The following is a 24,524-nucleotide window of genomic DNA, read 5'->3' as shown; positions in this document are numbered from 1 at the left end:
AGATTACTTAGACTAGTTTAGTTGCATCCTTCTTCCCTACCTATATTTCGCTCTTAAAAGGGACAATCCTCTATCAGTTTTACAAATCTACTCAAAATTTGTAGATTTAGCACCTTTCCCCATTCATTTCGCGTGAAAAAGACGCCAATCGATTTGATTAGCGTCTCTTTCTCATCCTCTATCCTTTACCTCAAGTAAAAACAATCGGTCACGAAAGCCGCCTCGTTCTGCATGCTTACGTTGCCGCACACGTTCAACCTCATCAGGACTGGCTCCCTTTAGAGCAGCGAGTGCATACATGACTTCGATCACATCAGCGATTTCTTCGACTACCTCTGCACCTGAATGAGCCTCTATTAACTCGGTCATTTCCTCCTGGAGCTTCAAGCGTAGCTCTTTCTCGAATTCACTTTGATCTAAGCGCTCCACTCTACATGCCTTGCCACCCTCCGTAATGATCGCCGGTATGCGGTCTCGGACTAACTTGTCGTACCTAGGCATCCTTCTGATCTCGACTCTTATTCAATTCAATTAGTTCCGCTTCGATCCGATCTAGCTGCTTAGTCCTTCTACTAGAAGAACGAATCAGCCAGACGATTAAGACGATTGGCAGCACAAGTATGAGAATGGTTACGAGTTGATATAGGATGCTCCCAAATTGAATATCCATCTACATGTCCTCCATCATTAGACGTTTTGAATTACATATCGCGTAAAAGAGAGAGAACCGTATCAATCTCTTCTTTCGTCGTGTATTTCCCTAAGCTAAATCGGATCGCACCTTTGCCTACTTCGGGATCGACTCCCATTGCTGCGAGTACTGGGGATAATGTCACTTCACCTGCATGACAAGCAGAACCAGTTGAAGCCGCTACTTGGGGCAATTTCGCTAAGACATCTTGGCCGACTTGTCCGATAAAATTGACATTTAACGTATTCGGCAAGCGCTCATCTAGATGGCCATTTAAAGAAATACGCTCGTTGAATTGCGCTTGTAGCTGCTCCCAAAAAAAATCTCGTAATGCTTGGATCTGCTCGTTCTCACCCATCGTCGCTCCGGCTAATTCACAAGCTTTGCCTAATCCAACTGCAAAGATCACATTCTCAGTTCCGGCTCTTCGTCCATTTTCATGATCTGCCCCGTGAACTAATGGTTCAATCTCTAGTCCATCACGGATAAAGAGAGCTCCTACCCCTTTTGGTGCATACAGTTTATGACCAGCAATCGTTAGGAAATCGATCTGTAACTCGTTAACGTCAATTGGCACTTTCCCGACTGATTGAGACGCATCCGTATGAAAGAAGATGTTATGTTCTTTTGCTAGCTTTCCAATCTCTGCGATTGGTTGAATCGTCCCCACTTCATTGTTAGCATGCATCACCGAAATTAAAATCGTGTCTTCTGTGATCGCAGCTTTGATTTCATTTAGATCGACTCTGCCATGTTGATCGACGCCGACATAAGTGATCCTAGCACCATGCCACTCAAGATACTTACACGGGTTCATGACCGCAGGATGTTCAATCTTCGTTGTAATAATATGATTGCCTCGATGACTATAGCTTTCAAATACACCTTTTAGTACATGGTTATTCGACTCGCTTCCACCACTTGTGAAAATGATCTCGTGATCAGTACAATTTAGAAGACTCGCCACCTGATCTCTTGCATGCTGAACAGCCTTCTTTGCGTTCGCTCCCTCTGCATGTAAAGCTGACGGATTACCGAAATGACTTTCTAAAAATGGTACCATTGCTTCACGCACTTCTGGTGCAATTGGCGTGCTTGCATTGTAATCTACATACACTTGCTTCACGTTCTCTACACTTCCTTTATCTATTTATCTACTCAATTGCTCGTTACCTACTTACACTTTTCTCTACTGGCCTCTCTCGCCTGATCCATTTATACAGAAATTCTGGATTGGACGCCAGGATAACCCCTGTTAAGATCGCCAATCCTCCGACAAATTGTGTTATCGTTACCTTCTCTGCTCCTATTAGAACCGCAATTGCTGCTGTAAACAAAACGATTAAATGGAGAAAATTCGACGACTTCCCAGGTCCGACTTGAATGATCCCCTCATTCCAGCAGACAAAGGATACAATACTCGGAAACACTGCCAAATACAGGACGCCTCCAATCACTTCAAATGGTAACTCCGTGATCTGTACCGGAGCATACGTCCGTTCAAATAAAAAGAATGGAAACAACCCGAGCATCCCTATGTACATCGTCACTAAGAAAGTCGGACGCTTTGGAAGACCACCACTGTACTTCTTCATCACCACCGAATAAACAGACCAGCAAAAGACACCGACTAGCACAATTAAATCGCCTCGGTTAAAGGTTAAAGTGAGCAAGCGCTCAAAACTGCCTTGTGTGATGACAATCAATACCCCAAGGAGTGAGACGATTATGCCAATAAATTGAATCCTCGAAAATGTCTCTTTCAAGAAGAGAACGGATAATATGACAATCAATAATGGCGCAAGTGAGTTCACCAGCGAGGCATTAATCGAAGTCGTATATTGAATCGCTATGTAAATCAATGAGTTAAAGCCTGCCACCCCTGTGCACGCCATCACCGTGAGCACCTTCCAGTTCTTAAGTAACACCGGCCCATGCTGCCTGAGTTCCTTATACACAAACGGCAAAAACACCAGGCTTGCGATCGTCCACCTAATGAAGGATAACTGTAGTGGCGGCATATACTCTACCAACATCCTACTAAAGACAAAATTTGTTCCCCAAAAAAACGTTGCTAATACTAACAACACATACGGGAAGCGCTGAAACTTCGAAAGAATAGCATTCACCCCAAAGCCCCCCTCTAGTACATTACCTGATTAAAGTCCTTGTTTAACTAAGGATAGCATATTTTAGGAGACGAGTGTTTGAAAATTCATAATTTCACACCTAGCTAGAAAAAGCCCATAAGGTCGAGTGCTCCAACCTTAGGGCTTCATGCATGATTTACAAAAAGAGATAAGCAATAGGAGCAGCGATTAAAATCGAGAGAATCGTTCTCTGCACCCAGATCACCAATAATTTCGGAATGCTAATCGGAATATCTGTCGAAAGAATACAAGGAATTAAAGCTGAGAAGAAGAGAATCGATGAAACGGATAAGACGGCAACTACAAACTTTGTCACCACTTCAGCCTCAACGACGAGTAAGGCTGGCAAGAACATTTCGGCCACATGAATTGCCGCTGCTTTAGAAGCAAGAAGAGCATCTGGAAGTTGGACAAGGCTTGTGAACGGATAGAAAATATACCCTAAGATATCAAAAAAAGGCGTATATTCTGCCAATAAAAGGCCTAATAATCCAATTGACATAATCGATGGCAGAATGCTCATCGTCATCAGGAAACCATCTTTCAAGTTACCACCAACATTTTTGATCAAGGATGGCGATTGCGCGGACGCCTTCATCGCCCCTTGCCAAGCGTGCTTGAAACGATCTCCTTTAATGACTTCCTCAGGCTTACCTTCTTCGGTAATATACTCATCACTAATCTTACTTAATGGCCAAATCCGAACAGTGATCGCAGTAACGACAAACGTCACAAAAAGCGTCGTCCAGAAATACAAGTTCCATATGTCCATGATCCCTAACGTATTTGCGACAACAATCATGAATGTCACAGAAACCGTCGAAAAACCCGTTGCGATGATCGTTGCTTCTTTTACGGTATAGCTACCGGCTTTAAAAACACGGTTTGTGATTAACAGTCCGATTGAGTAGCTTCCAACAAACGAAGCGACTGCATCAATTGCTGACCGACCTGGCGTTTTCCAAATCGGGCGCATGATTGGCTGCATGAGCACCCCGATAAATTCTAACAATCCATATCCAACTAATAAGGCCAAAAAGACAGCGCCAATTGGCACAAGCAAACCTACCGAGATAACCAACTTTTCAAAGAGAAACGGTCCCATGCTTGGTGCCATTAGCCATGCTGGGCCAAGATTAAATAAGATCATCACCGTGACGAGGAGACCTAACACTTTAAAAAGCGAGAACACCATAGTGGTAAAATCACTCTTCCAGCTCTTCGTGATAAATGGATACAAGGCACCTAGTAGGATCACCAGTCCAGCGTAATACGGAATCACGGTTGGGAATGTCGCCGTTAGCCATTGCACGATATGATCCAGAGGAATGGTTGACCTCTCTCCTATCGTGATCGGGATAAAGAAGACAAAAATACCAATCGCACTAAACAGAAAGAACTTGAGCAAGTTCGAAAAAGAATGTAGTTCGGGTGAAGCTTGAAGCTGAGCATTCGTATCTGGTGATGTGTTTACGTTTTCCATCCCATCTCCCCCTCATATAACCCATTCGATCTACATGACACATGAGTGAACTGTTGCTACAGCTCTTGTCGAAGTTTATAACCTGTTAAAAAGGACAGCATGACATGCACACCGGTTTTAACCGTGGCATTAGCAATATCTTTCGTTGGGTCCAAACAGACGATATCCATCGCACAGACTTTGTTAGAAGCACCTACTAGTTGAACCGCTTCTAGCAATTCATGAATGTACATCCCTCCGGGAGTGGATGCCGGTGCCCCTGGACCTGCACTGATGTCGAGCACATCCATATCCACAGTAAGGTAGATTTTATCGACTTTCGTTTCCAACTCAGCAAGGGCCTCATGAATCACTCGCTCGATCCCCTTTTTTCTCGCCTGTTTCATCGTGATGTAGTTTAGTCCAACTTCATCGGCATATTGTTTGAGGGAGCGTGCATTAAAGAAACCATGAAGTCCAATGTTGTAGACGTCTTCCCCGTTAATGACCTTACTTTCTAAAAGATTACGGATCGGCGTTCCGTTTGATGGACCATTATCGGTTAAATCTCTTAAATCAAAATGTGTATCTAGTTGCAAAATGCCGATTCGCTCACTTGGATGACTTTCCTTATAGCCTTTGATCAGCATCGCCGTAATCGAATGATCGCCCCCTATCATGATGGGAAGGGAATCGGGATGATGCGTTTGAATGGCTTTCATCGCTTCTTTGATGTTGTCGTGGCAGATGGAAATGTCCGTTACATGCTCACGAACATCTCCTAGGTCGGCCACCTGCAGCTCACTTAAATCAAGGTCTTCATCTAAGTTGTACGTAGTAAATGATTTCCATGCTCTTCTGAATGCTTCTGGATTCTCGCTCGCACTTGATGCAGAGATGGATGAACGGGAAAGCGGAACACCGAGAATGACGGCATCATAGTGAGTCCATTTCGCAGAATCCTGATCATCCAATGGTTGAATCCATTCATGCACTTTTGGCTCTGTGATTTCTTTTTTTGTGTTCCACATGAACGGAGGAGGATTTAGCATTGGGTAAGGATAGTTGCTCATACTAATCTCCCTTCATCAACGACGACCTCTCCATTTTTAATCACTGTTTTCGTGTGATTTACCCCGTAGTGATATTGAAGCTGCATGTAATTAGGCACATCAAGAATGACTAGGTCTGCTTTTTTCCCAACTTCGATGCTGCCTACTTCATGCCCACGGTTAATTGCATGCGCGGCATTAATTGTTGTTGCTGTGATGACCTCTGCTGGTGTCATTCCCATTTTCAAACAACCAAGGTTCATAATCAGTGGCAAAGAAACGGTCGGTGATGAACCTGGGTTGCAGTCAGTTGAGAGAGCAACCGGTACACCTGCATCAATCATCTTTCTCCCGTTTGCCGATTCTGCCATTAAGAAGAATGCCGTCCCCGGAAGTAGTACGGCAATGACACCCTTTTCAGCCATCATCTTCATGCCTTCATCAGAGGCTTTTAACAGATGATCTGCAGAGACCGCACCGACTTCAGCTGCCGTCTCAGCGCCCCCATAAGGCTCGATTTCATCTGCATGAATTTTCGGTTGTAGGCCATGCTTTCTACCAGCTTCTAAAATTCGTTTAGATTGCTCCGGCGTAAAGACACCATGCTCACAAAAGACATCATTAAATTCAGCTAATCCTAACTCAGCCACTTTCGGAATCATTTCATTAATCACAAGATCAACAAACTGTTCAGGATTCTCTTTGTAATCACCAGGAACCGCATGGGCTCCCATAAAAGTACTGACGATATCCATACAATGAGAGTCATTGAGACGCTTCGCTACTTCTAGTTGTTTTAATTCATGCTCTAGTGACAAGCCATACCCACTTTTCGCTTCAATCGTCGTAACTCCGTGCACTAAAAATTTATCGAGGCGACGCTTGCTCTCGGTATATAGTTGCTCATGATCAGCTTCACGAGTAGCGGATGTTGTCGCATGAATGCCTCCGCCTGCATTCATAATATCCATATAAGACGAACCTTGCAGACGCATATTGAATTCATTTTCACGACTTCCAGCAAATACGAGGTGAGTATGCGGATCGACAAAGCCTGGTGCGACCACTTGACCTGTAGCATCAATCACCTCTGCCTCTTCTAAACGAGCTTGATAGGTTGCTAGAAGCTCTTCATCTGGACCAACTGCATGAATCTTGCCATCTTCTAGCCAGACACTTCCCCCTTTGACAATATGGAGCTCTTCCATCTGCTCTTTTGTCATTGGTTTTTCCGAACTTCCTTTTAGTGTAATGACTTCGTTTGCATGACGTATAAAAAGTGCTTGCTTCCCCATCCAATCTCTCCTTTTTAAAAATAGGTTTATTCGTTATCCTTTAGCATCGGCATATTGATTCCTTTTTCACGCGCTGTTTTCTTCGCTAACTCGTATCCTGCATCCGCATGACGAACGACACCCATCCCTGGATCGGTTGTTAAGACTCGCTCAATACGTGCTTCTGCTTCTTTTGTTCCATCTGCAACAATGACAACACCAGCATGTAGTGAATATCCCATACCAACTCCACCACCATGGTGTACAGATACCCATGTTGCACCGCCGACTGCATTGACCATGGCATTTAATATCGGCCAATCAGATACAACATCTGATCCATCCTTCATTCCTTCTGTTTCACGGTTTGGTGAAGCAACCGAACCTGAATCAAGGTGGTCACGACCAATAACAACTGGTGCTTTTAATTCGCCGCTTGCGACCATATCATTTAAGATTTTCCCGAAGCGCGCACGTTCTCCGTACCCTAACCAGCAAATGCGCGATGGCAAGCCTTGGAACTGAATTTTATCTTGTGCCATACGAATCCAGTTGCATAAATGTTCATTATCCGCAAACTCTCTTAGGATTGCTTGATCTGTTTTATAAATGTCTTCAGGATCCCCTGATAATGCGACCCAGCGGAACGGTCCTTTTCCTTCACAGAACTGTGGTCGGATATAAGCTGGAACGAAGCCAGGGAAATCAAACGCATTCTCTACTCCTTCGTCTTTTGCTACTTGACGGATGTTGTTACCATAATCAAACGTCACAGCACCCTTGGCCATCATTTCAAGCATCGCTTTCACATGTGTTGCCATTGACGCTTTTGAACGCTTTACGTATTCTTTCTCATCAGAAGTCCTTAGCTCTGCCGCTTCTTCTAATGACATGCCTGATGGGATATAGCCATTTAATGGATCATGTGCAGATGTTTGGTCCGTTAGAACATCTGGAATGAAGTTACGTGCAATCATCTCTGGTAGAAGATCGGCTGCATTACCAAGTAGACCAATGGATAACGGCTTCCCTGCTGCTTTCGCTTCTTCAGCTAAACGAATCGCTTCATCCAATGTTGTAGCTTTCACATCGGTGTAACGCGTTTCAATTCGGCGATCGATACGTGTCTCATCAACTTCAATCCCAATACATACACCGCCATTCATCGTCACAGCAAGAGGTTGTGCCCCGCCCATACCACCAAGGCCAGCCGTTAACGTGATCGTGCCTTTTAGTGAGTTGTTAAATGTTTGCTTCGCAAGCTCTGCAAATGTTTCATACGTTCCCTGCACAATTCCTTGAGAGCCAATATAGATCCAGCTCCCAGCCGTCATTTGGCCATACATCATTAAGCCTCTTTTATCTAGCTCATGAAACGTATCCCAGTTTGCATATGCTGGTACAATGTTGGAGTTCGCAATCAGAACACGTGGCGCATCCGTATGTGTTTTAAAGACAACGACTGGCTTCCCTGATTGAACAAGTAATGTTTCGTCTGCTTCTAACTTCTTTAAGCTCTCAACAATCGCATCAAAGCTCTCCCAGTTACGAGCAGCTTTTCCGATTCCGCCATAAACAACAAGATCTTCTGGACGCTCTGCGACATCTGGATCTAAATTATTCATCAACATACGTAGAACGGCTTCTTGCTGCCACCCTTTTGTATTTAATTCTGTTCCCACAAATCGCTTTACCTTTCCATTTGTAACCGTATTCATTTTTACCTACCCCCTAGTTGTATTACTGTAATTGTATACAGATTATTCAACTAATTATTTATAAATTCTTTTCATTTTTATATTTAATTTCACGTATTTTTCTCTTTGATTATTTTTTTATGATTAATAGAAGTTAGATTTCAAACATTTATAATTTTTTTCTAAATATACAAAAAAAAGATGCCTAGAGAATGAACTCTAAGCATCTTTATAAAAGATTTAATTTAAACGTGTTGATAGGGCGTGGGCCAATGATGAATAGGTTGGGATATTATGAAAATTAATTCCTAGTTGTATGGCCGTCTGCGCAATTTCCGGTCGAATTCCTGATAAGCTCGCTTTTGTGCCAATTAACTCAAGACCACTCATCACTTGAAAAATTTGATTGGCGACCATCGTGTCAATAATCGGAACACCTGATAGGTCAATAACAAGATGTTCTATGGCCCCATCGTTACATTGTCGAAGTGTTTTATCAAAGATCACCTTTGCTCGATATGTATCAATATCCCCTACTAAAGGCAGAATCGCAATGTCATCTTTAATAACAATGACAGGTGAGCTTAATTCGGTGATCATTTCTTGTTGAGACTTTAAGAGCCTCTCTGCCTCTTCAAGATGTCTTCTACTGAATTCTTGAAGTATGGTCTTAAACGCATTAGTAATTACACGATTCCACTCATATACTTGCTGATGCGACGCTTTTTGAGCATTCAATAAGACATATTCTTGAATAAGTTGATAGTATTGATTCTGAACATTTAAGAATTCCCCCATAATTTGGTCCAATGGGGTATTCAAATGTGATTGGTCCTTGGCGATTTCATTTAACCACGTATTAAATTTAGAGACGGTGTCTTTCGCTTCTTCATTAAACAGTTCACAAAAGTTAACGTGAAACTGATGGTTTTGCTCTTTTAATGTTTGAATCTTTTTTTCATTTTTAGTCCCATAGATACCTTCTTGTGTTTTATCTAACGCCGCGTACCATTCCTCCGTTAAATTCCACGTTCTTCCTTTAAAAAATTCATACATACTTGACATCGCTAATTACCCCTTTTATTTATATATCTATCATTGTGCAACGATTGTTGATGGTTTGGCAAGTTTTTTACATGAGTACGTCCTTTTACGAAATCAGTTTCAATCCGACTGCTGCTCCTAGAATCATTGAAAGGAATAAAATTCGTTTCACATTTCTCGGTTCGCCATAGACAGTCATCCCAATCAGGACACCACCTGATGCCCCTATTCCAGTCCAGATCGCATAAGCCGTACTCATAGGCAAGCTCTCCATCGCTAGTGCTAAAAAGATGAAGCTTGTACCAAATCCGCCAATTAAATAAACGATATTCCTCCAGCTGCGTTCCTGATGTAATTTCGTAATCATCGTTACACCAACTATTTCCATTACCCCAGCTGCGATTAAATAAAACCATGCCATTACGATTCAACTCCTTTTGCCTTTTGTTTATCAGTCGATACTTTGAGACCAATCACTCCTAAAAGCAAGAGTAGGATCAACACTAATTTACTTAATTGAAACGGCTCTCCGAAAAGAAAAATATCAGCTAACACCGTTCCAACCGTTCCTAACCCGACAAAGACTGCGTACACTGTGCCAACAGGCAGTCTTTTTCCTGCCATAATCATTAAATAAAAACTAATACCAATCGCAAAAATTGTCCCCGCCCACATCCACACACCTACCGCATGCTTTAGGCCGATCACCCAAACGACTTCAAAAACAGATGCAATGATCACCTTTAACCAATTCATCATACTTCCCTCCAATTTCTACTGTTTCGATCAAAACAAAAAAAGCCCAGGAGATACTGTAAACAGTGATCTCCCGGGCTTTTCTCCCTCCGTGGCACAGCTTGGCTGTGAGCTTTCTCTCGGACCAGGCTAGCCATTCTGCTACGGAACCCTAGAAAGCATTTCTCCTATACAATTACTTACGATTATACACATTCCTAGATTTGATTCAACTCTTTTGATAAGGGAAACTTCTGCCATTAAGCTCCACTTCGATACATTGTCGGTGTGCAGTCTTCAATCAATTTAAATTTAGCATTAAAGTAGCTTTGGTGTGAATAACCAGTCAATCGAGAAATTTCTTCTAATGACAAGTCAGTTTCCTTTAATAGTTTCTTAGCTTCTCGAATTCGAATATGATGCAAGGTTTCTCTGAATGCTTGCCCTGATTCTGCTTTAAAGCGCCGGCTTAACGTGCTTTTATTCATCCGCAGGGCCTCCGCACAATCTTCTAAACTCCATTGGGCATCCCAATAATTCGATTCGATTAACTCCCTCGCTTTTTCAACAAATGTTCGGGAGCCTTCTTGCAAATGCTCATGATTCTGTCCTAAGAGCTCTGTTGTGAATGCGAGTAACTCTTGAACAATTTGATAGACGACCGGTGTATGGATGATTTGCTGAAACACTTTATGGTAAAAGGCTTCAAGTGTCCCATCGACAAGATTGTATGATTTCATATGACGCCGAATTTGAGCTAGCACACTCGTTAATCGGATGCGAATAATCTCTGGGTCAGGGTAAGGAGAGGTGAAAGTTAAAAATTCCTGTTCTAACCATTCACGAATCGCTGGAATCTCTCGTCTTTCTAGCATTTTAATCCATTGCCGCTGCTCAAGTGGCGTTAGAAATGGATCCATTTCTAAGGGAGTCTGGTCTTCCCTTTCTTCTATGATAATGTCATAGCCTTCAAAGAAGATTCTTCTTGTTAGATGTGTTGTTTCCTGGTACGTTTTCTTTAGTGAGCTTCCTTTTGATGCCGTCTTCATCACAATAGCTAACGGTTCATCCATCTTCTTTTTCCAATCTGTTAAAAACGCATAGTACTCCTCTTGAACGAGCTTCTTCTCTTTTGTTTCCTGTACACATAAGATGAAGTTTGCTAGCGCGAACACTTCGTGAAATCCTGTAAATGAATACCGTTGAACCGCTTGATACACGAGCGGAAGTGTCTCGGCATCAGGCGTAAGAAAAGCGACCATCGTCACTTGATGCTCATATTCCCTGTCTGTTAAGAACAGATCCGAGTAATCCATCACTTTTGGATCAAGCGACTCAGTCAACACTTCGTTCGCTGACTGCTGATGATTACGCAAATGAAAACGAATTTGCTGAATATGTTTAATTAAATCATCTGGGGAAAACGGGCGAAACAACACATCTTCTGCTCGAAAGCGAAGAGCACGATAGGCAGTCTGAAACATACGCTCAGACGAGATAAATAGCCAGCGAATCAGTTGATGATGCATCAACCCTTCGAACTGCGCCCCCTCATCTTTCCAACGATCCATATCTAAAATAATCAAATCAGGCTTCTGCTTTTGAATGCTTGCCTCTAACGCTTCGACACTCTCAAGCCTTGTTAAAACAACTGCTGTAAAATGAGACTCAATCATCCAACGAATCCCTTGGGCTTCCAATTCATCTTTAGCTACTAAATAAATCTCCATTGCTAACACCTTCTATCTATACAAAAGACCCACATCACACATGTGGGTACTTTTGTAAACTTGTTCAATTAAAGAATCATCGCCGCGATTAAGCCAAAAATCACGAGCGGAATATTGAAATGGATGAACGTAGGGACACATGTATCCCAAATATGATTATGTCTTCCATCGGCATTCAAACCAGCAGTCGGACCAAGCGTACTATCTGAAGCTGGTGAACCGGCATCTCCAATTGCCCCTGCTGTTCCAATTAATGCCGCGGTTGCTAGTGGCGAAAAGCCAAGAGCAAGACATAGAGGGACGAACAAAGCAGCTAATATCGGAATCGTACCAAATGATGAGCCAATCCCCATCGTGATAAACAATCCAACTAGTAGCATCAGGATCGCAGCAAGCAACATACTATCACCAAGATAGGCAGTTGATGCCTCTACTAATGTCTCGACGGCCCCTGTTTCTTTTAAAATCGTCGCATAACCCGATGCAATCAGCATCACAAAGGCAATCATCCCCATCATCTTAATCCCGTCATTCACAAAGTGATCTCCTTGTTTAAACGGAACAACTCTAAATCCAAACATCAACACAATACCTGTAAGCGCTCCCAATATTAACGAATCAAAAGTCAGCTGCACAACTAATGTCGCAATAATCGCCACAATCGTTAAGAAGTGCTTCATCGTAAAGGATTGCTTTTCCATTTCAGAAGTCGCAGCAATTTCAGACTCTACTTCTATTTCAGGCGTGAGGACACGGTCATTTCGATAGGTAAAGAAAATCGCAATCAATAAGCCGACTACCATCCCTAAGCCTGGCAAAAGCATCGCAAGTGGAACCTGTGTAATCGCAATCTCCATACCATTTGCTTGCATTTCCCCAGAAATAATTCCATGGTAAATCAAACCAAACCCAGCTGGAATCATAATATAAGGTGCTTTCAATCCAAATGTTAGAGAAGTCGCAACGGCTCTTCTGTCTAACTTCATTTTATCAAACAAATGCAACAGTGGTGGAATTAAAATTGGAATAAATGCAATATGTACAGGCACTACATTTTGAGATAAACTCGCAACCCCTGCAATCGTAAGCAGCATGAACGCTTTTTTCCCTTTTAGGGCATTAATCAATAGCCTCACTAAAAATCCGGTAATCCCAGAATACCCAATCATCACCGCAAACGCTCCAAGTAAAATATAACTGAGTGCGGTACTTGCTTGACCACCCATACCTGAGACAAGCATATCAATTGTTTCAACGACATCTAGCCCCGCAACAAGACCAGCTGTTAGAGCAGCAAACAAGATGGCTAATACAACGTTCACTCTTAATAAACTTAGTACGACCATAACAATGACAGAAATAACAACAGCATTTAGCAAACGGTTGACCCCCTCTGATTATCACCTATGTACGCTCAATCAATTTCAAATTTTCAGTTATTCATTATTAAAATAAATCTACTTACCTAGAACGATGTGAATGTTACTAGGTAAGTAAACTCGTTTATCTTGTTTTTGAATGCATTTCATTTTTTTTTATCTTTCCTACTGTTGAGGTCTTTTCTTTTAACCACGTATTAATTGCTTCAATGTCTTTTGAGAAGACACGATCTTCGCTAATTGTTGGCGCAATCTCTCTTCCCTCATTCAAGAAATGACGAGTCGCTGATGCCATCTTCTCCACCCCTCTTATCTCAGCTGCTTGCATGCCACAAATCGTCTCAATCGATAGGACGCGACGCGTATTCGTGATCACTTGATATGCATGTCTTGATCCGATCGTTCCCATGCTCACATGGTCTTCTTGGTTAGCTGATGATGGAATCGAGTCGACACTTGCAGGGTGAGCGAGTGTTTTATTTTCTGAAACAAGCGATGCCGCAGCATATTGCATAATCATGGCACCTGATTGTAAGCCTGGCTCCGGACTTAAAAACGGTGGCAAGTCATTCAGTTGTGGATTCACTAAACGCTCAATTCGACGCTCCGAAATGTTGGCAAGCTCTGCCATTGCAATCGCTAAGAAGTCCATTGCAAAAGCAATCGGTTGCCCATGGAAGTTGCCCCCTGATAACACCTTTTCTCCGTCATTAAAAATAAGTGGATTATCGGTTGCGGCATTCATTTCAATCTCGAGCTTCTCTTTGACATAATTTAATGTCTGCCAAGTTGCACCGTGAACTTGAGGAATACAACGAATCGAATACGCATCTTGAACACGTAGTTCACCTTGTCTCGTTATTAATTCACTATCTGCTAAATGGTCACGAATACGAGCTGCTACGTCGACTTGTTCCTTGTAGCCTCTAGCAAGATGAATATCTTCATCAAATGCATCAATGATTCCTCTTAGACCTTCAATCGTCACCGAGGCAATCACCTCTGATTGATACGCTAGCTTTTCTGCCTCTAAGTAGGCAACCACACCCATTGCCGTCATCGCTTGCGTACCATTAATAAGAGCTAAGCCCTCTTTAGCCGTTAACGTAATCGGGAAAATACCTTCTTTTGTTAGAGCTGTTAAAGTAGGAACCTTCTGACCTTTATAAAACACTTCTCCTTCCCCAATTAACGCAAGTGCAAGATGAGATAATGGCGCTAAATCCCCACTCGCACCAAGCGACCCTTGCTCAGGAACGACGGGGTGAATATGAGCATTGACCAAGTCTAATAACCTCTCAATAACAACCGGCCTGACTCCAGAGAAGCCTTTTAGTAAAGCATTGGCACGTAAGAGAAGCATGGCTCTTGAGACGACCTCAGGAAAAGGTTGCCCTATTCCACATGCATGAGAGCGAATTAAATTAAGTTGCAATTTTTCAACATTGTCTTTATCAATATACACATCACTAAACTTCCCAAATCCCGTTGTAATCCCGTATACAATGCGTTCCTCAGCAACGATTTTCTCAACCGCTTGACGACTCTTCTCAACTTTCTTGCGACTCTCATCTGAAAATCCCACTTTATCTCCATCAAATAATACTCGTTTCACTTCATCGAATGTTAACGTCTGACCGTTTAATAGAACCATTTTTCTCTCTCCTCTTCATTTCACTTTAGGCAAGTAAAGGGACAATAGAAAAGGGGACTATATCAATGAAATCTTCAAAAAAGATTCCAAGATATAGCCCCCTATTTGCTAAAATACTATGGGCGTATTATATGTGATTGATTCCAAGTCCAATCGCTTCGTGCTCTGATCCTTTTACAGGTGCACCAATGGTTCCATATAACGAAACCGCAATCCAATCTCCCTCTAGCTCATTTTCATAAGGATTGCCCCTTAACACAGCAAACGATAATCCTACGGTCCGATGAACAGAACCTAGTTGAACCTGGCCTCTCGTAACACCATGTAAGGCTTCGATAATGGCATGGTACAATGCATGCGTTTCACGATAGATATTCGGTTGGATAATCCCATTTTTCTTTGCAGCCGTTTCAATGGCTGCTACGACTTTATGCGCTTCCATTGAACCCACTTTACCTGTACAACCATTCCAATTCGACTGCTTCAGTGTTGCCAATTCTTGCTCAGAATCATCTGAGAGCAACAACATAATAGCATGTCGACCAATTCGACGTTCATTACTTAATGCCATACGAACAACTCTTTCACTTTTCTACTTGGCGCTCGCCAACTAATAACTACATTTAGTGTAAGCGCTTTATTTTCAGCTGTCAATAAAATTTTCGAATGTGCTTATAAAATGGGTAGAAATCAAACAGGACACCAACGTCTTTGTTGGTATCCTTGTATGAACGCTATACTAAAACCCTCGGATCTGAATCCGAGCGTTCCTTTTCCTCCATTACGGCACTAACACAGCATCAATCACATGAATCACACCGTTTGAAGCCTGGATATCTGGTGTGACCACATTTGAGTTATTCACTCTTGTCGGATTAAGTGAGATCGTCACTTCTTTATCCGCTAATGTTTTGACCTTCATTCCGTCTTTTAAATCTCCTGAAAATACTTTACCAGGTACAACATGATACAAAAGGATCGTTGAAAGATCTTCTCTTGCTAATAATTCGTCTGCTGTAATCCCTAATTCTTGTAGAAGTTTATCAAATGCCTCATCGGTTGGAGCGAATACCGTGAATGGCCCATCAGCTTTCAGCGCCTCTACCAAATCCGCTTTCTCTAATGCAGCTGCCAACGTATTAAATTGACCTGCTGCCAACGCCGTATCAACGATGTCCTGCTGTGTTTCCTCTGCCGCAAACACAGCCTGAGAAAATGAGATGATCATCGCAAATGCTACGAGTACCAGTGCCATTTTTTTACCCACCAAAAAAACCTCCTTTTATTTGCCTGCAAGCTTATGTTAAGTCTTCTAGCAGGAACTTGTGTCAAAAGGTAGTATTCGTATGAAATACATTTTTATCCTAAAATGTGCAAAAAAAATATGTATCACCCATTTCATAGAAAATGGACCAAACCTAATCCTGTTTGGTCTTTTCTCTACTACACGATTCTTCGTCCACTTTTGCCTAACGCATAATAAATCCCGTGTTGCAATGACTGGAGACATTCGTATTCTTTCAAATTTGTTAACGTTTTTGTGATGGTTAAAGCGAGCTCTGCAGAGATTCCGACTAAAATAACTTCTGTTCCAAGCAACCTTGCTGCTGAGCCTAATTTATCAATGGCCGCCGCTGTATGTTCGCACATATTTCCGTTTAATCCGGTTAAATCTAACAATAAGTACTTCGCTTGATATTTTGGAAGTTGAATGAGGATGTTATCTAATAAATCTTCCGTCCTCTCACGATCATAGATACCTATCATCGGAACAACAATAATGCCTTCTAAAACAGGGATGATTGGAGAAGATAGTTCTTTTACTAGATCCTGCAATGCCTTTGTTTTATCATTTACAAGATCTTCAAGTTGAGCAATTTTCTCTGCTTCCTGTCGCCTTGAGAGTTCATGGATATTATGTTGGATGCTCACTTCCGAAGGGAAATACTTCACGATACTATGAGGATGGTCCTCATCTTGATACTGGAGGATTTTATACCAATAGTTTTTTTGGAAAAGCCCTGATAATACTCCTGCATAATGAGAAGGAACAAAGATCCCTTTTGTGTTCTTATCGTCCAATTGATTCATTTTGTATTCCCAATCATCTTGGATATAAAGACTAAATGTATCATTTTCAATATCGATTTCTTTAATCTCTACTTTCCCCCAGCCCGCCGTTGCATACGTATTAGATAGCCACTCCACTACATTAGTTGTATCAATATTTTTCATATCACGAAAGCCCTCGCCAACAATTAGCCCTTGACGAAATCCGGTCGTTTCAAAAACAAGCTTCGTTGCTTCGACACCTGAAATTTCTTTGATTGTGTCAAAAAAGGTTTTCATGGCTGAAATCCAGAAAAAGACAACGTCACCATTCTCAAACAACACATCGCCCGTTTCTAGATCCCACTTCAACTCCACTCCACCTACGGTTAATTCCTTTTTCTTATCCATATAGATGCATCCTCCGCTAGTTTTCGACCTCAAATGAATCTACTCGTAAGTAGAATTTTCAATTGATTTGACAAATCTACTCCTTAAAGGTACTACTACCCTCTTCCCACTAAATCTAAGCATAAAAAAAGCCAGCCTGATGCTGACTCCTTACATATCTTCCTCCATTAGCGTAGAGATCTGCCAGCTCACACCAAATTTATCAGTGACTTGTCCGTATGACGGACTCCAAAAAGTCTCTTGCAGCGGCATCGTCACCTCGCCACCTTCTTCTAATTTTGCAAAGACCTCGTTGGATTTACTTGCATCGCTAAATGTGATCGCAATTGTCACCTGTGAGCCAAGCTGATACGGCTGGCCAGGGAATGTATCAGAAAGCATAAGCTGCGTTTGACCAATTTTCAAACTCGCATGCAATATACGAGCTTTAGCCTCCTCTGGCAACTTAAACTCAGGACTCTCCGGCATCTCCCCAAACGTTTGCACACCTAATACTTCTGCCTCTAACGCTTCCTTATAAAATTCAACCGCTTCTTCTCCATTTCCATTTGTCACAACATAAGGATACACACCTAGGATCATAAGGACACCTCTTTAGTTTTTTACAGCTTGCTTATTTTCTCTATAATACCATATATTTCATGTTTGCAGGGAATGAAGATTGTATCCTTTCTACTTATTAAATCTAAATTTTCTCTAAAGTTATCTCCAAACTCCTTGAAACTTTTGGCAATTACATGCGTAAATAGACTGAATACAAATAGAGGAGGAATTCCCATGTCAGAAACTGCACATCAAATTGACCCGGTAGAGCCCAAAAAGGAGAAGCCATCCTTATTTAAGGTGATTACTGATCCGGGTGAACAGTTTAGTAGAATCAAAGAAAATCCAAAGGTCCTCGTGCCCTTGTTAATTGTTACCGTGATTTATGCTTTATGGGCTGCGATCATGGCATTTACAACAGATTTCCAAGCACTTGTAGGAGACATTCCTAATGGAGGGGATGCGGCATTCTTTGCAGAAGCTGAAGGATTTATTCGAATGACGACTTTTATCACTTCCATCATCATGCCTACCCTCGGAGCAGTCATAGGAGCCTTTATCATGTGGATTGCTGTGAAATTAACGGCAGGTAATGCTACATACAAGCAGTTATTCTCATTGAATGTATTTATAAGTTTGATTGCCGGACTTGGTCTATTAATCAATATTTTAATTGCCACTATGTTCAATCTTAATCCGATTCAAATGATTACTGGGTTGACCGTTTTATTTGACCCGTTCGACCCCCTTTATGCTTTTATCGCTATCTTTGAAGTCTTCGCCTTTTGGACCTTAATCCTTACTGCATTAGGATTACAAATCGTTGCCTCTATGCGACCAGCTACGGCTTGGACAGTGACGCTAGTAATTACTGTTGGTGCGGCAGTGATCAGCTTTCTGACTTCAGGAATGTAGGTGAGCATGTTGAAAAAGAAAAAGCTTTTAATCGGTGTAGGTATAGCTGTTGCTGTAATTGGGTTTACGACTGTTGGCGTGCTACAATCTGATGCCAATCAATCATTTGAAGTAGACCTGATCCAACCACAAAAAGAGATGATGAAAGATGAAGTGATGATTCCAGGTGAAGTAGAGCTTGCCGAAACAGAAACGATCTCCATACGCCCTGGTGAAGAGCATGAACTACTCGTTGAAGAAGGTGATGTCGTAGAAGAAGGCAATCCCCTACTCGAGTACACTAGTGATGATCTCGACTTTGAGAGTGACCAACTGGCTCTTCAAAAGGAATCTAGCTACTTACGTATTAACCAGGTGGATAAGCAACAGAAGCGTCTTGATGATAAAAAGGAAGAACTTGAAAAAGAGATGAGTAAAGCCGATGCTGCACAGATGATTGAAGAGGACCGTGAGCAATTAGACTATGAAAAGCGTGCGGCGAATCTAGAGTTACGTCAGCTCCTCTTACAAGAAGAGCAATTAGAAAAGCAAGCAACAGAACGAATCGTGAAAAGTCCGGTCGCAGGCACAATTGTCACAATTAATAAAGGTGCTGACCCCCAGATGACGATTGCTTCTGTTGACCAATTTACGATTAGTGGCTATGTCTCTGAGTATGATTCGTTGGTAATCAAAGAAGGTCAGGAAGTAGCGATCCAATCAGATGCTATTTTGGATAAAGAATGGACGGGGGCAGTCATGGCGATTGATTTCCTTCCAGAGCAAGGGGAGGCAGATTCAAGCCTTAGATACCCTCTTACTGTAAGCTTTGAATCAGGTGACACCTCTGATCTCCGTCCTGGTTACCAGGTGATCTTAAATGTGGTGACTGAAGAACGCGAATCTCTTTCTCTCCCATTTGATGCCGTCGTACAAAACGATGAGATGTCTTATGTGTATGTCGTTGAAGATGGGATCGCTGTGATGCGGGAAGTCGAACTAGGGATGACATCAGACGGTTCCTTTGAAATCCGCTCAGGTCTTAGTGAAACCGATCAAGTTGTGGCAGAAGTACCTACTGGGTTAAGTGACGGAGGGGAAGTGACCGTCCGTGATTAAACTCGAACAAGTAACAAAATCTTATAAGCTCGGTACAAGTGAAGTAACCGTCTTAAAAGGGATTAACCTTGAGATTGAAAAAGGAGATTTCCTTGCCATCATGGGTCCTTCTGGTTCGGGCAAATCGACGCTTATGAACATTATCGGCTGTCTCGATCCTCCTAGTTCAGGCAGGTACTTACTTACTGGTGAAGATATTTCAAAGTATGATGATCAAGGCCTTGCGAAAGTCCGTAACCGTGAGATTGGATTTGTGTTTCAGCAATTCCACCTACTCCCTCGGCTGACTGCTAAGAAGAACGTCGAACTACCGATGATTTATGCAGGGATAAAAAAGAAAGAACGGGAACACCGTGCAGAGATAGCCTTAGAAAAAGTTGGATTAAAAGAACGTATGGATTATCTTCCTAACTCGTTGTCCGGCGGGCAAAAGCAACGTGTGGCGATTGCCCGGTCGCTTGTCAACGACCCTACGATTATTCTTGCCGATGAACCAACCGGGGCTCTTGATACTAAAACGAGCGCTGCAATCATGGACTTACTCGTTGATCTCAATCGGGCAGGCACGACAATAGCGCTGGTCACCCACGAGCCAGAGATTGCTGAGTACACAGACCGAACTATTTTTGTTCGAGACGGAGAAGTACTTGACCAAGGAGAACGGCGAGGTGAGCGATACTCATGAGCCTAACCGAAAACCTCTTTATGGCAATCAATTCGATTCGAGCTCATAAAATGCGCTCAATCCTTACGATGCTCGGGATCATTATTGGGGTGGCTGCAGTCATTATCGTTGTCGCAATTGGTCAAGGTGGAGAGCAGATGCTGAAATCCTCGATCGCTGGTGAAGGGAATACATCAGACATCTTTTACATGCCATCGGACGAAGAAATACAAGCCAACCCGAACATCTGGAACGAACCTGCTTTTACAGTCGATGATATCCGAGCACTCGAACAAATTAGTGGCATTGAGAACGTTGTAGCAACAAGCAATGAACACAGTTCAGTTCGCTATCAAACAGAAACAAAGGACGCCTCTATAACCGGGGTCAGCGAGGCATATTTAAATGTTCATGAACTCGCCGTGGCTGAAGGCACCGGCCTGGGACAAGTTGACTTTTTAAGCGGAAGACGAGTCGCCCTTCTCTCTCACTCTCTTGCTGAAGAGTTATTTCCTGAAACCTCCGCACTTGGAGAAGTGATACGAGTAGCCAATCAGCCAATTGAAGTCATTGGGGTGCTTGAAGAGCCTACTGGACTCTTTGCCTTTGGCGTCCAGGAGATCTACATGCCATGGGAAACGTGGCGAAATGTCTACGGGAAAAATGACTTTAATCAAGTCACGATCCAATCTTCTTCTTTAGAAGAACTTCAGGAGGCTGGTGAACAAGCAGCTCTACTATTAAATAATCGAAATGGGACAGAAGAAGCCTATCAAATTATGAATATGGAGGAGATAGCTGAAGGCATTGGTCAAATTACACGAATCATGACCTTGATTATTGGCGGGATTGCCGGGGTCTCATTATTTGTAGGAGGCATTGGCGTCATGAATATCATGCTCGTATCGGTTACAGAACGTACCCGAGAAATCGGAATTCGTAAATCACTCGGTGCGACACGCCAGCAAATTCTTGTTCAATTTCTCATTGAATCCATTATACTCACCCTTATTGGAGGAATGATTGGCATTCTCGCCGGAGGGGGCATTGCTGCACTGATTTCCTATTTTGCCGGATGGCCTTCCTTATTATCTTGGCCAGTGATAATTGGGGCTCTCTTGTTCTCGATGGCACTTGGAATTATCTTCGGTTTATTACCAGCCAATAAAGCAGCTAGACTTAACCCAATCGAATCCCTTCGATATGAATAACGAAAACCAGGACGAGATATGTTTCGTCCTGGTTTTTCATACAGGATAGAAACGACATTAAAAGGAGCTGATGATGTGAGGAATAAAATATGGCTTTCAATCATTATAGGTATTCTGACCGGTGGAACCATCTCTTTCTTTCTGTATGAAGGAGAACCCGTATTTTTCCAAATCGAATACATTCACCCTAACGAAAGCGTCAAAGTGTGGGAACAAAATTTCTATGTCACGGTCAGCGCCTTTCGCATCACGTTGCTATCTATAGTGGCGTTTTTTTGGGGTTGTGGCTTGTTGAGAAAGTGATGAGAGCAGTAAGATAAACGTCCTTTTTATAAACCTAACTAATAGACATATTAATAATCAATAAGACTTTGTTTGTTGCACTTTAATTTTAGGCCAAGTCGCTTTCCAATTTTTCTTCAAGATGCGCTTTTTATAGACGAAAGCAAGGTCTTCGTTTTCCATAAAATAAGGTGTGGGCTTAACTACTAAGCTTAAAAGGTCCTTTATCCCAAACGGAGCAGCTAGAATGACATTTCCTTGTTCATCTAACTTCACTCCTAATGCGGTTGCAGTTTCTGGGAATTTTGAGATGGCATCAACCGAAGAGGAATAATGAGGAATATGATTAGGTATATGCATTCTTGCTTCATTTTTTACTGACCACGGAATAGATGGCATAATTACACTTAACCTTTTTTCTAGTTGCTTTTCTTCTAGTTCATCAATATTTTCAGGATCAAAGTAGATTACATCTACATCGGCCATAGCTGTACGATCTTTAAACTTATGCAGTGTATCCCATATTTTTGAACGTACAAACCCTGCACATATCCACCAATCAGGAAGATTTAATTGTTGCGCTGCTTTTAATACGTCCATCATCCATTCGTCTTGTTTAATTAGTTCTATTACACCATTTTCGCTTTTAGCCATCAAAAAACCTCCTAAACGCAATCTACCTACTAAAGATGCAAAGTTAATTTTTATTTACCTTTTCTACGTTTTCTTTTGGAATCCAACCTTCTTCTGTATTCGATGTTCTTTCCACCCAAAACCAACCATTCAGTTCTTTATGTAATGTAAGTAGCTCCCCAACCTCTACATCCAATTCTTTTGCAAAGTAATCTTCTACTATGTATCCCCGATTACGATGAACGTTAATGATTTGTGCGGGGACCCAACCTTCTAAACATTTATCAATAGTGTAACAGTACACCCAATTCTCCCATTCTTGCTTCCCTTCATACTTTTCTCCAACTAGCACCTTCTGTCCTTCAAGAAGCTTGATTGGATTAGGGTAATTGCTGGTGTGTTGTTTTAATACAAGATAAAGAGTGTTTTTTTCAGTCATACCTTATATCTCCTTTAGCAATGGACTACCTTTATGAATTCTTCAATGCATCATACTCTTTTTTCAATATCCCCATAATCATTTCGTCTGAATAGTGATTGTTAATATAAAGGGATTCTCTTATGATCCCTTCTGTCTTGAATCCTGCTTTTTCGTACGACTTTATGCCACGAACGTTATGTGAAAATACCTCAAGTTGGAGTCGATTCAAATTAAGCGTATCAAAAGCAAATTGTAGCGCTAATTGGAGAGCTTCTGTGCCATAGCCTTTATTAAAATGATTGGTGTGATGTAGGGCAATCCTGAAGCCAGCCTTTTTATTCTCTTCATCTATTTCCAAAATCGATAAATCTCCTATAAGCTCTTCTGTACCTGTTAGGCAAATGGAAAAGTCATAGCGCGTTTCGTCACTCATTATTCTTTGATAATACTCACTTAATTGCTCCATCGAAAACGCACTTCTTGTGCCGGTCATGTACCTTATCTCTTCATCTTGAATGGCTTGATATAAACTCTCTAGATCTTTCTTTTTGATTGTTCTTAAATACACAGACTCACCCTTCATTGCGTTCACCTCCTTCTTTTTTCATATCCTACCCTTGGATCCTAAAACTGCAAGCTAAACCCCTCAAATCGATGAATCCCCGTTCCAAAATTCACGAGTTCTTGATTACGTAATTCTTCAACCGCACGCTTCACTTCATTTAAGAGGGTTGGATCAAGTCCGATTGTATTATGTGCCCCATAAATCTTTGTTACGTTAGTCAAATTCGCGATTTTTTCTAATGAAATCACTAAGTCCACAGGATTCGTTGTCGGGAAAAATGCATAGATAGGCGTTTCATCATACAATAAATCACCCGTAAATAAATATCCTTTGCGGTGATCATAGAGTGCTATATGACCTGGGGAATGACCAGGGGTGTGATGGATCGTCAACGTTCTATTCCCTAGCTCGATTTCATCACCATCTTCTAGCACACCCGTAGGCTTCCCTTTAAATGGTTGATAGGTTTTTGGATCAAACGTTTCTGGAGTGGGCTTTGTGATGTCACGGCTCACATCTTTTCTTATTTGCTCAATTGGCAGCTTTTTGATGCCATTGATCAACCAATCTTCTTCCTCTTTATGAACATAAATTGTGTCGAATTCACCGTGACTTCCAATATGATCCCAATGCACATGCGTAGTAATTACGATAATTGGTAGTGTAGTCAACTGATCTGTGATTCTTTTGATGTTGTTTATGCCAAGACCTGTATCAATTAACGCTGCTTTCTCATCTCCAATGACTAAAAAAGAATGGACCTTTTCCCAATGGCCATATTCACTAATTGCAAATGTATCCTCATCGATCTGAGTCACGGTGAACCAAGAGTCTGTGATGCTCCCCATTTTTCAATCCCCTCTC

The 24,524-nt window shown here is 41.9% G+C and carries 27 protein-coding genes and 1 riboswitch; of the genes, 5 read left to right on the top strand and 22 right to left on the bottom strand.

Annotated features, from left to right (window positions below; genetic code table 11):
- Positions 1-171: 171 nt before the first annotated feature.
- The 18 genes from RYX56_RS00420 to RYX56_RS00335 all read right to left on the bottom strand — a co-directional run bounded on the left by RYX56_RS00420 (position 172) and on the right by RYX56_RS00335 (position 17,910).
- Positions 172-501, bottom strand: coding sequence for a pyrophosphohydrolase domain-containing protein (locus RYX56_RS00420; RefSeq protein ID WP_317120167.1), 330 nt, complete (start codon positions 499-501; stop codon positions 172-174).
- Positions 494-670 carry a DUF4083 domain-containing protein gene (locus RYX56_RS00415; protein ID WP_317120166.1) on the bottom strand — a complete coding sequence of 59 codons (177 nt, stop codon included), beginning with the start codon at positions 668-670 and terminating at the stop codon, positions 494-496. The genes RYX56_RS00420 and RYX56_RS00415 overlap by 8 nt, the downstream gene beginning before the upstream one ends.
- 31 nt (positions 671-701) lie before the next feature.
- Positions 702-1,817, bottom strand: coding sequence for a cysteine desulfurase family protein (locus RYX56_RS00410; RefSeq protein WP_317120165.1), 1,116 nt, complete (start codon positions 1,815-1,817; stop codon positions 702-704).
- Positions 1,818-1,860: 43 nt separating this feature from the next.
- Entirely contained in the window at positions 1,861-2,820 is a 960-nt protein-coding gene (locus RYX56_RS00405) for a DMT family transporter (protein ID WP_317120164.1), read from the bottom strand.
- Positions 2,821-2,977: 157 nt separating this feature from the next.
- Positions 2,978-4,324, bottom strand: a complete 1,347-nt coding sequence (locus tag RYX56_RS00400) for a YjiH family protein (RefSeq protein ID WP_317120163.1) — start codon at positions 4,322-4,324, stop codon at positions 2,978-2,980.
- A 56-nt stretch (positions 4,325-4,380) separates the two neighbouring features.
- Complete coding sequence (locus tag RYX56_RS00395; protein WP_317120162.1) at positions 4,381-5,376, bottom strand: agmatinase family protein; 996 nt, start codon at positions 5,374-5,376, stop codon at positions 4,381-4,383.
- A complete protein-coding gene (gene hutI, locus RYX56_RS00390; RefSeq protein ID WP_317120161.1) occupies positions 5,373-6,650 on the bottom strand; it encodes an imidazolonepropionase in 1,278 nt (425 codons plus the stop codon). Before hutI ends, RYX56_RS00395 begins: the two co-directional genes overlap by 4 nt.
- 26 nt (positions 6,651-6,676) lie before the next feature.
- Positions 6,677-8,347, bottom strand: coding sequence for a urocanate hydratase (hutU, locus tag RYX56_RS00385; protein WP_317120160.1), 1,671 nt, complete (start codon positions 8,345-8,347; stop codon positions 6,677-6,679).
- Positions 8,348-8,566: 219 nt separating this feature from the next.
- Complete coding sequence (locus RYX56_RS00380; protein ID WP_317120159.1) at positions 8,567-9,391, bottom strand: STAS domain-containing protein; 825 nt, start codon at positions 9,389-9,391, stop codon at positions 8,567-8,569.
- An 85-nt stretch (positions 9,392-9,476) separates the two neighbouring features.
- On the bottom strand, positions 9,477-9,791 hold the full coding sequence (locus tag RYX56_RS00375) for a DMT family transporter (RefSeq protein WP_317120158.1): 315 nt from the start codon (positions 9,789-9,791) through the stop codon (positions 9,477-9,479).
- The gene (locus RYX56_RS00370) at positions 9,791-10,126 is read right to left on the bottom strand and encodes a DMT family transporter (RefSeq protein WP_317121279.1); all 336 of its coding nucleotides are present in this window, start codon (positions 10,124-10,126) and stop codon (positions 9,791-9,793) included. Before RYX56_RS00370 ends, RYX56_RS00375 begins: the two co-directional genes overlap by 1 nt.
- Positions 10,127-10,194: 68 nt before the next feature.
- A riboswitch (guanidine-I (ykkC/yxkD leader) is annotated at positions 10,195-10,292 on the bottom strand.
- 73 nt (positions 10,293-10,365) lie between these two features.
- Positions 10,366-11,835, bottom strand: coding sequence for a response regulator transcription factor (locus RYX56_RS00365; RefSeq protein WP_317120157.1), 1,470 nt, complete (start codon positions 11,833-11,835; stop codon positions 10,366-10,368).
- A 68-nt stretch (positions 11,836-11,903) separates the two neighbouring features.
- A complete protein-coding gene (locus RYX56_RS00360) occupies positions 11,904-13,214 on the bottom strand; it encodes a Na+/H+ antiporter family protein (protein WP_317120156.1) in 1,311 nt (436 codons plus the stop codon).
- Between the two features lie 124 nt (positions 13,215-13,338).
- Positions 13,339-14,868, bottom strand: coding sequence for a histidine ammonia-lyase (gene hutH, locus RYX56_RS00355; RefSeq protein WP_317120155.1), 1,530 nt, complete (start codon positions 14,866-14,868; stop codon positions 13,339-13,341).
- 127 nt (positions 14,869-14,995) lie between these two features.
- On the bottom strand, positions 14,996-15,439 hold the full coding sequence (gene hutP / locus RYX56_RS00350; protein WP_317120154.1) for a histidine utilization transcription antiterminator HutP: 444 nt from the start codon (positions 15,437-15,439) through the stop codon (positions 14,996-14,998).
- Between the two features lie 210 nt (positions 15,440-15,649).
- Complete coding sequence (locus tag RYX56_RS00345; RefSeq protein WP_317120153.1) at positions 15,650-16,135, bottom strand: fasciclin domain-containing protein; 486 nt, start codon at positions 16,133-16,135, stop codon at positions 15,650-15,652.
- 176 nt (positions 16,136-16,311) lie between these two features.
- On the bottom strand, positions 16,312-17,328 hold the full coding sequence (locus tag RYX56_RS00340) for an STAS domain-containing protein (protein WP_317120152.1): 1,017 nt from the start codon (positions 17,326-17,328) through the stop codon (positions 16,312-16,314).
- A 150-nt stretch (positions 17,329-17,478) separates the two neighbouring features.
- Positions 17,479-17,910 (bottom strand): VOC family protein, encoded by a 432-nt coding sequence (locus RYX56_RS00335; RefSeq protein WP_317120151.1) that lies wholly within the window; start codon positions 17,908-17,910, stop codon positions 17,479-17,481.
- 195 nt (positions 17,911-18,105) lie between these two features.
- Between RYX56_RS00335 and yknW the strand changes: the two genes are divergently transcribed.
- From yknW to RYX56_RS00310, 5 genes are read left to right on the top strand one after another with little or no spacing between them, the layout of a single operon-like run.
- A complete protein-coding gene (gene yknW, locus RYX56_RS00330) occupies positions 18,106-18,786 on the top strand; it encodes a YknW family membrane protein (protein ID WP_317120150.1) in 681 nt (226 codons plus the stop codon).
- A 6-nt stretch (positions 18,787-18,792) separates the two neighbouring features.
- The gene (locus tag RYX56_RS00325; RefSeq protein ID WP_317120149.1) at positions 18,793-19,884 is read left to right on the top strand and encodes an efflux RND transporter periplasmic adaptor subunit; all 1,092 of its coding nucleotides are present in this window, start codon (positions 18,793-18,795) and stop codon (positions 19,882-19,884) included.
- On the top strand, positions 19,877-20,569 hold the full coding sequence (locus tag RYX56_RS00320) for an ABC transporter ATP-binding protein (RefSeq protein WP_317120148.1): 693 nt from the start codon (positions 19,877-19,879) through the stop codon (positions 20,567-20,569). Before RYX56_RS00325 ends, RYX56_RS00320 begins: the two co-directional genes overlap by 8 nt.
- Positions 20,566-21,759 (top strand): ABC transporter permease, encoded by a 1,194-nt coding sequence (locus RYX56_RS00315; protein WP_317120147.1) that lies wholly within the window; start codon positions 20,566-20,568, stop codon positions 21,757-21,759. The genes RYX56_RS00320 and RYX56_RS00315 overlap by 4 nt, the downstream gene beginning before the upstream one ends.
- Positions 21,760-21,777: 18 nt before the next feature.
- Positions 21,778-22,062 (top strand): hypothetical protein, encoded by a 285-nt coding sequence (locus RYX56_RS00310; RefSeq protein ID WP_317120146.1) that lies wholly within the window; start codon positions 21,778-21,780, stop codon positions 22,060-22,062.
- Between the two features lie 57 nt (positions 22,063-22,119).
- On the opposite strand, the gene RYX56_RS00305 is transcribed toward RYX56_RS00310, so the two are convergent.
- Genes RYX56_RS00305 through RYX56_RS00290 form a run of 4 tightly spaced genes read right to left on the bottom strand, consistent with a single transcriptional unit; the run spans position 22,120 to position 24,508 of the window.
- On the bottom strand, positions 22,120-22,698 hold the full coding sequence (locus RYX56_RS00305; RefSeq protein WP_317120145.1) for a nucleotidyltransferase family protein: 579 nt from the start codon (positions 22,696-22,698) through the stop codon (positions 22,120-22,122).
- Positions 22,699-22,738: 40 nt separating this feature from the next.
- Complete coding sequence (locus tag RYX56_RS00300) at positions 22,739-23,113, bottom strand: SH3 domain-containing protein (protein WP_317120144.1); 375 nt, start codon at positions 23,111-23,113, stop codon at positions 22,739-22,741.
- A 31-nt stretch (positions 23,114-23,144) separates the two neighbouring features.
- Entirely contained in the window at positions 23,145-23,678 is a 534-nt protein-coding gene (locus tag RYX56_RS00295; protein WP_317120143.1) for a GNAT family N-acetyltransferase, read from the bottom strand.
- A gap of 41 nt (positions 23,679-23,719) precedes the next feature.
- Positions 23,720-24,508 (bottom strand): MBL fold metallo-hydrolase, encoded by a 789-nt coding sequence (locus RYX56_RS00290; protein WP_317120142.1) that lies wholly within the window; start codon positions 24,506-24,508, stop codon positions 23,720-23,722.
- Positions 24,509-24,524: the final 16 nt, after the last annotated feature.

The sequence above is a fragment of the Alkalihalophilus lindianensis genome (assembly GCF_032843265.1).
Taxonomy (GTDB): Bacteria; Bacillota; Bacilli; order Bacillales; family Bacillaceae_D; genus Alkalihalophilus; species Alkalihalophilus lindianensis.
Note: the sequence above shows the minus strand (reverse complement) of the source record. Positions and strands in the feature narration are given on the sequence as shown.

What these genes read in the sequence shown, in the direction of transcription:
- RYX56_RS00415 (WP_317120166.1), bottom strand. Translation starts at nt 670, where the DNA reads ATGGATATTCAATTTGGGAGCATCCTATATCAACTCGTAACCATTCTC.
- RYX56_RS00335 (WP_317120151.1), bottom strand. Translation starts at nt 17,910, where the DNA reads ATGATCCTAGGTGTGTATCCTTATGTTGTGACAAATGGAAATGGAGAA.
- RYX56_RS00315 (WP_317120147.1), top strand. Translation starts at nt 20,566, where the DNA reads ATGAGCCTAACCGAAAACCTCTTTATGGCAATCAATTCGATTCGAGCT.
- hutI (WP_317120161.1), bottom strand. Translation starts at nt 6,650, where the DNA reads ATGGGGAAGCAAGCACTTTTTATACGTCATGCAAACGAAGTCATTACA.
- RYX56_RS00380 (WP_317120159.1), bottom strand. Translation starts at nt 9,391, where the DNA reads ATGTCAAGTATGTATGAATTTTTTAAAGGAAGAACGTGGAATTTAACG.
- RYX56_RS00325 (WP_317120149.1), top strand. Translation starts at nt 18,793, where the DNA reads ATGTTGAAAAAGAAAAAGCTTTTAATCGGTGTAGGTATAGCTGTTGCT.
- RYX56_RS00310 (WP_317120146.1), top strand. Translation starts at nt 21,778, where the DNA reads ATGTTTCGTCCTGGTTTTTCATACAGGATAGAAACGACATTAAAAGGA.
- RYX56_RS00295 (WP_317120143.1), bottom strand. Translation starts at nt 23,678, where the DNA reads ATGAAGGGTGAGTCTGTGTATTTAAGAACAATCAAAAAGAAAGATCTA.
- RYX56_RS00370 (WP_317121279.1), bottom strand. Translation starts at nt 10,126, where the DNA reads ATGAATTGGTTAAAGGTGATCATTGCATCTGTTTTTGAAGTCGTTTGG.
- RYX56_RS00290 (WP_317120142.1), bottom strand. Translation starts at nt 24,508, where the DNA reads ATGGGGAGCATCACAGACTCTTGGTTCACCGTGACTCAGATCGATGAG.
- hutU (WP_317120160.1), bottom strand. Translation starts at nt 8,347, where the DNA reads ATGAATACGGTTACAAATGGAAAGGTAAAGCGATTTGTGGGAACAGAA.
- RYX56_RS00375 (WP_317120158.1), bottom strand. Translation starts at nt 9,791, where the DNA reads ATGGCATGGTTTTATTTAATCGCAGCTGGGGTAATGGAAATAGTTGGT.
- yknW (WP_317120150.1), top strand. Translation starts at nt 18,106, where the DNA reads ATGTCAGAAACTGCACATCAAATTGACCCGGTAGAGCCCAAAAAGGAG.
- RYX56_RS00365 (WP_317120157.1), bottom strand. Translation starts at nt 11,835, where the DNA reads ATGGAGATTTATTTAGTAGCTAAAGATGAATTGGAAGCCCAAGGGATT.
- RYX56_RS00420 (WP_317120167.1), bottom strand. Translation starts at nt 501, where the DNA reads ATGCCTAGGTACGACAAGTTAGTCCGAGACCGCATACCGGCGATCATT.
- hutP (WP_317120154.1), bottom strand. Translation starts at nt 15,439, where the DNA reads ATGGCATTAAGTAATGAACGTCGAATTGGTCGACATGCTATTATGTTG.
- RYX56_RS00300 (WP_317120144.1), bottom strand. Translation starts at nt 23,113, where the DNA reads ATGACTGAAAAAAACACTCTTTATCTTGTATTAAAACAACACACCAGC.
- RYX56_RS00400 (WP_317120163.1), bottom strand. Translation starts at nt 4,324, where the DNA reads ATGGAAAACGTAAACACATCACCAGATACGAATGCTCAGCTTCAAGCT.
- hutH (WP_317120155.1), bottom strand. Translation starts at nt 14,868, where the DNA reads ATGGTTCTATTAAACGGTCAGACGTTAACATTCGATGAAGTGAAACGA.
- RYX56_RS00395 (WP_317120162.1), bottom strand. Translation starts at nt 5,376, where the DNA reads ATGAGCAACTATCCTTACCCAATGCTAAATCCTCCTCCGTTCATGTGG.
- RYX56_RS00340 (WP_317120152.1), bottom strand. Translation starts at nt 17,328, where the DNA reads ATGGATAAGAAAAAGGAATTAACCGTAGGTGGAGTGGAGTTGAAGTGG.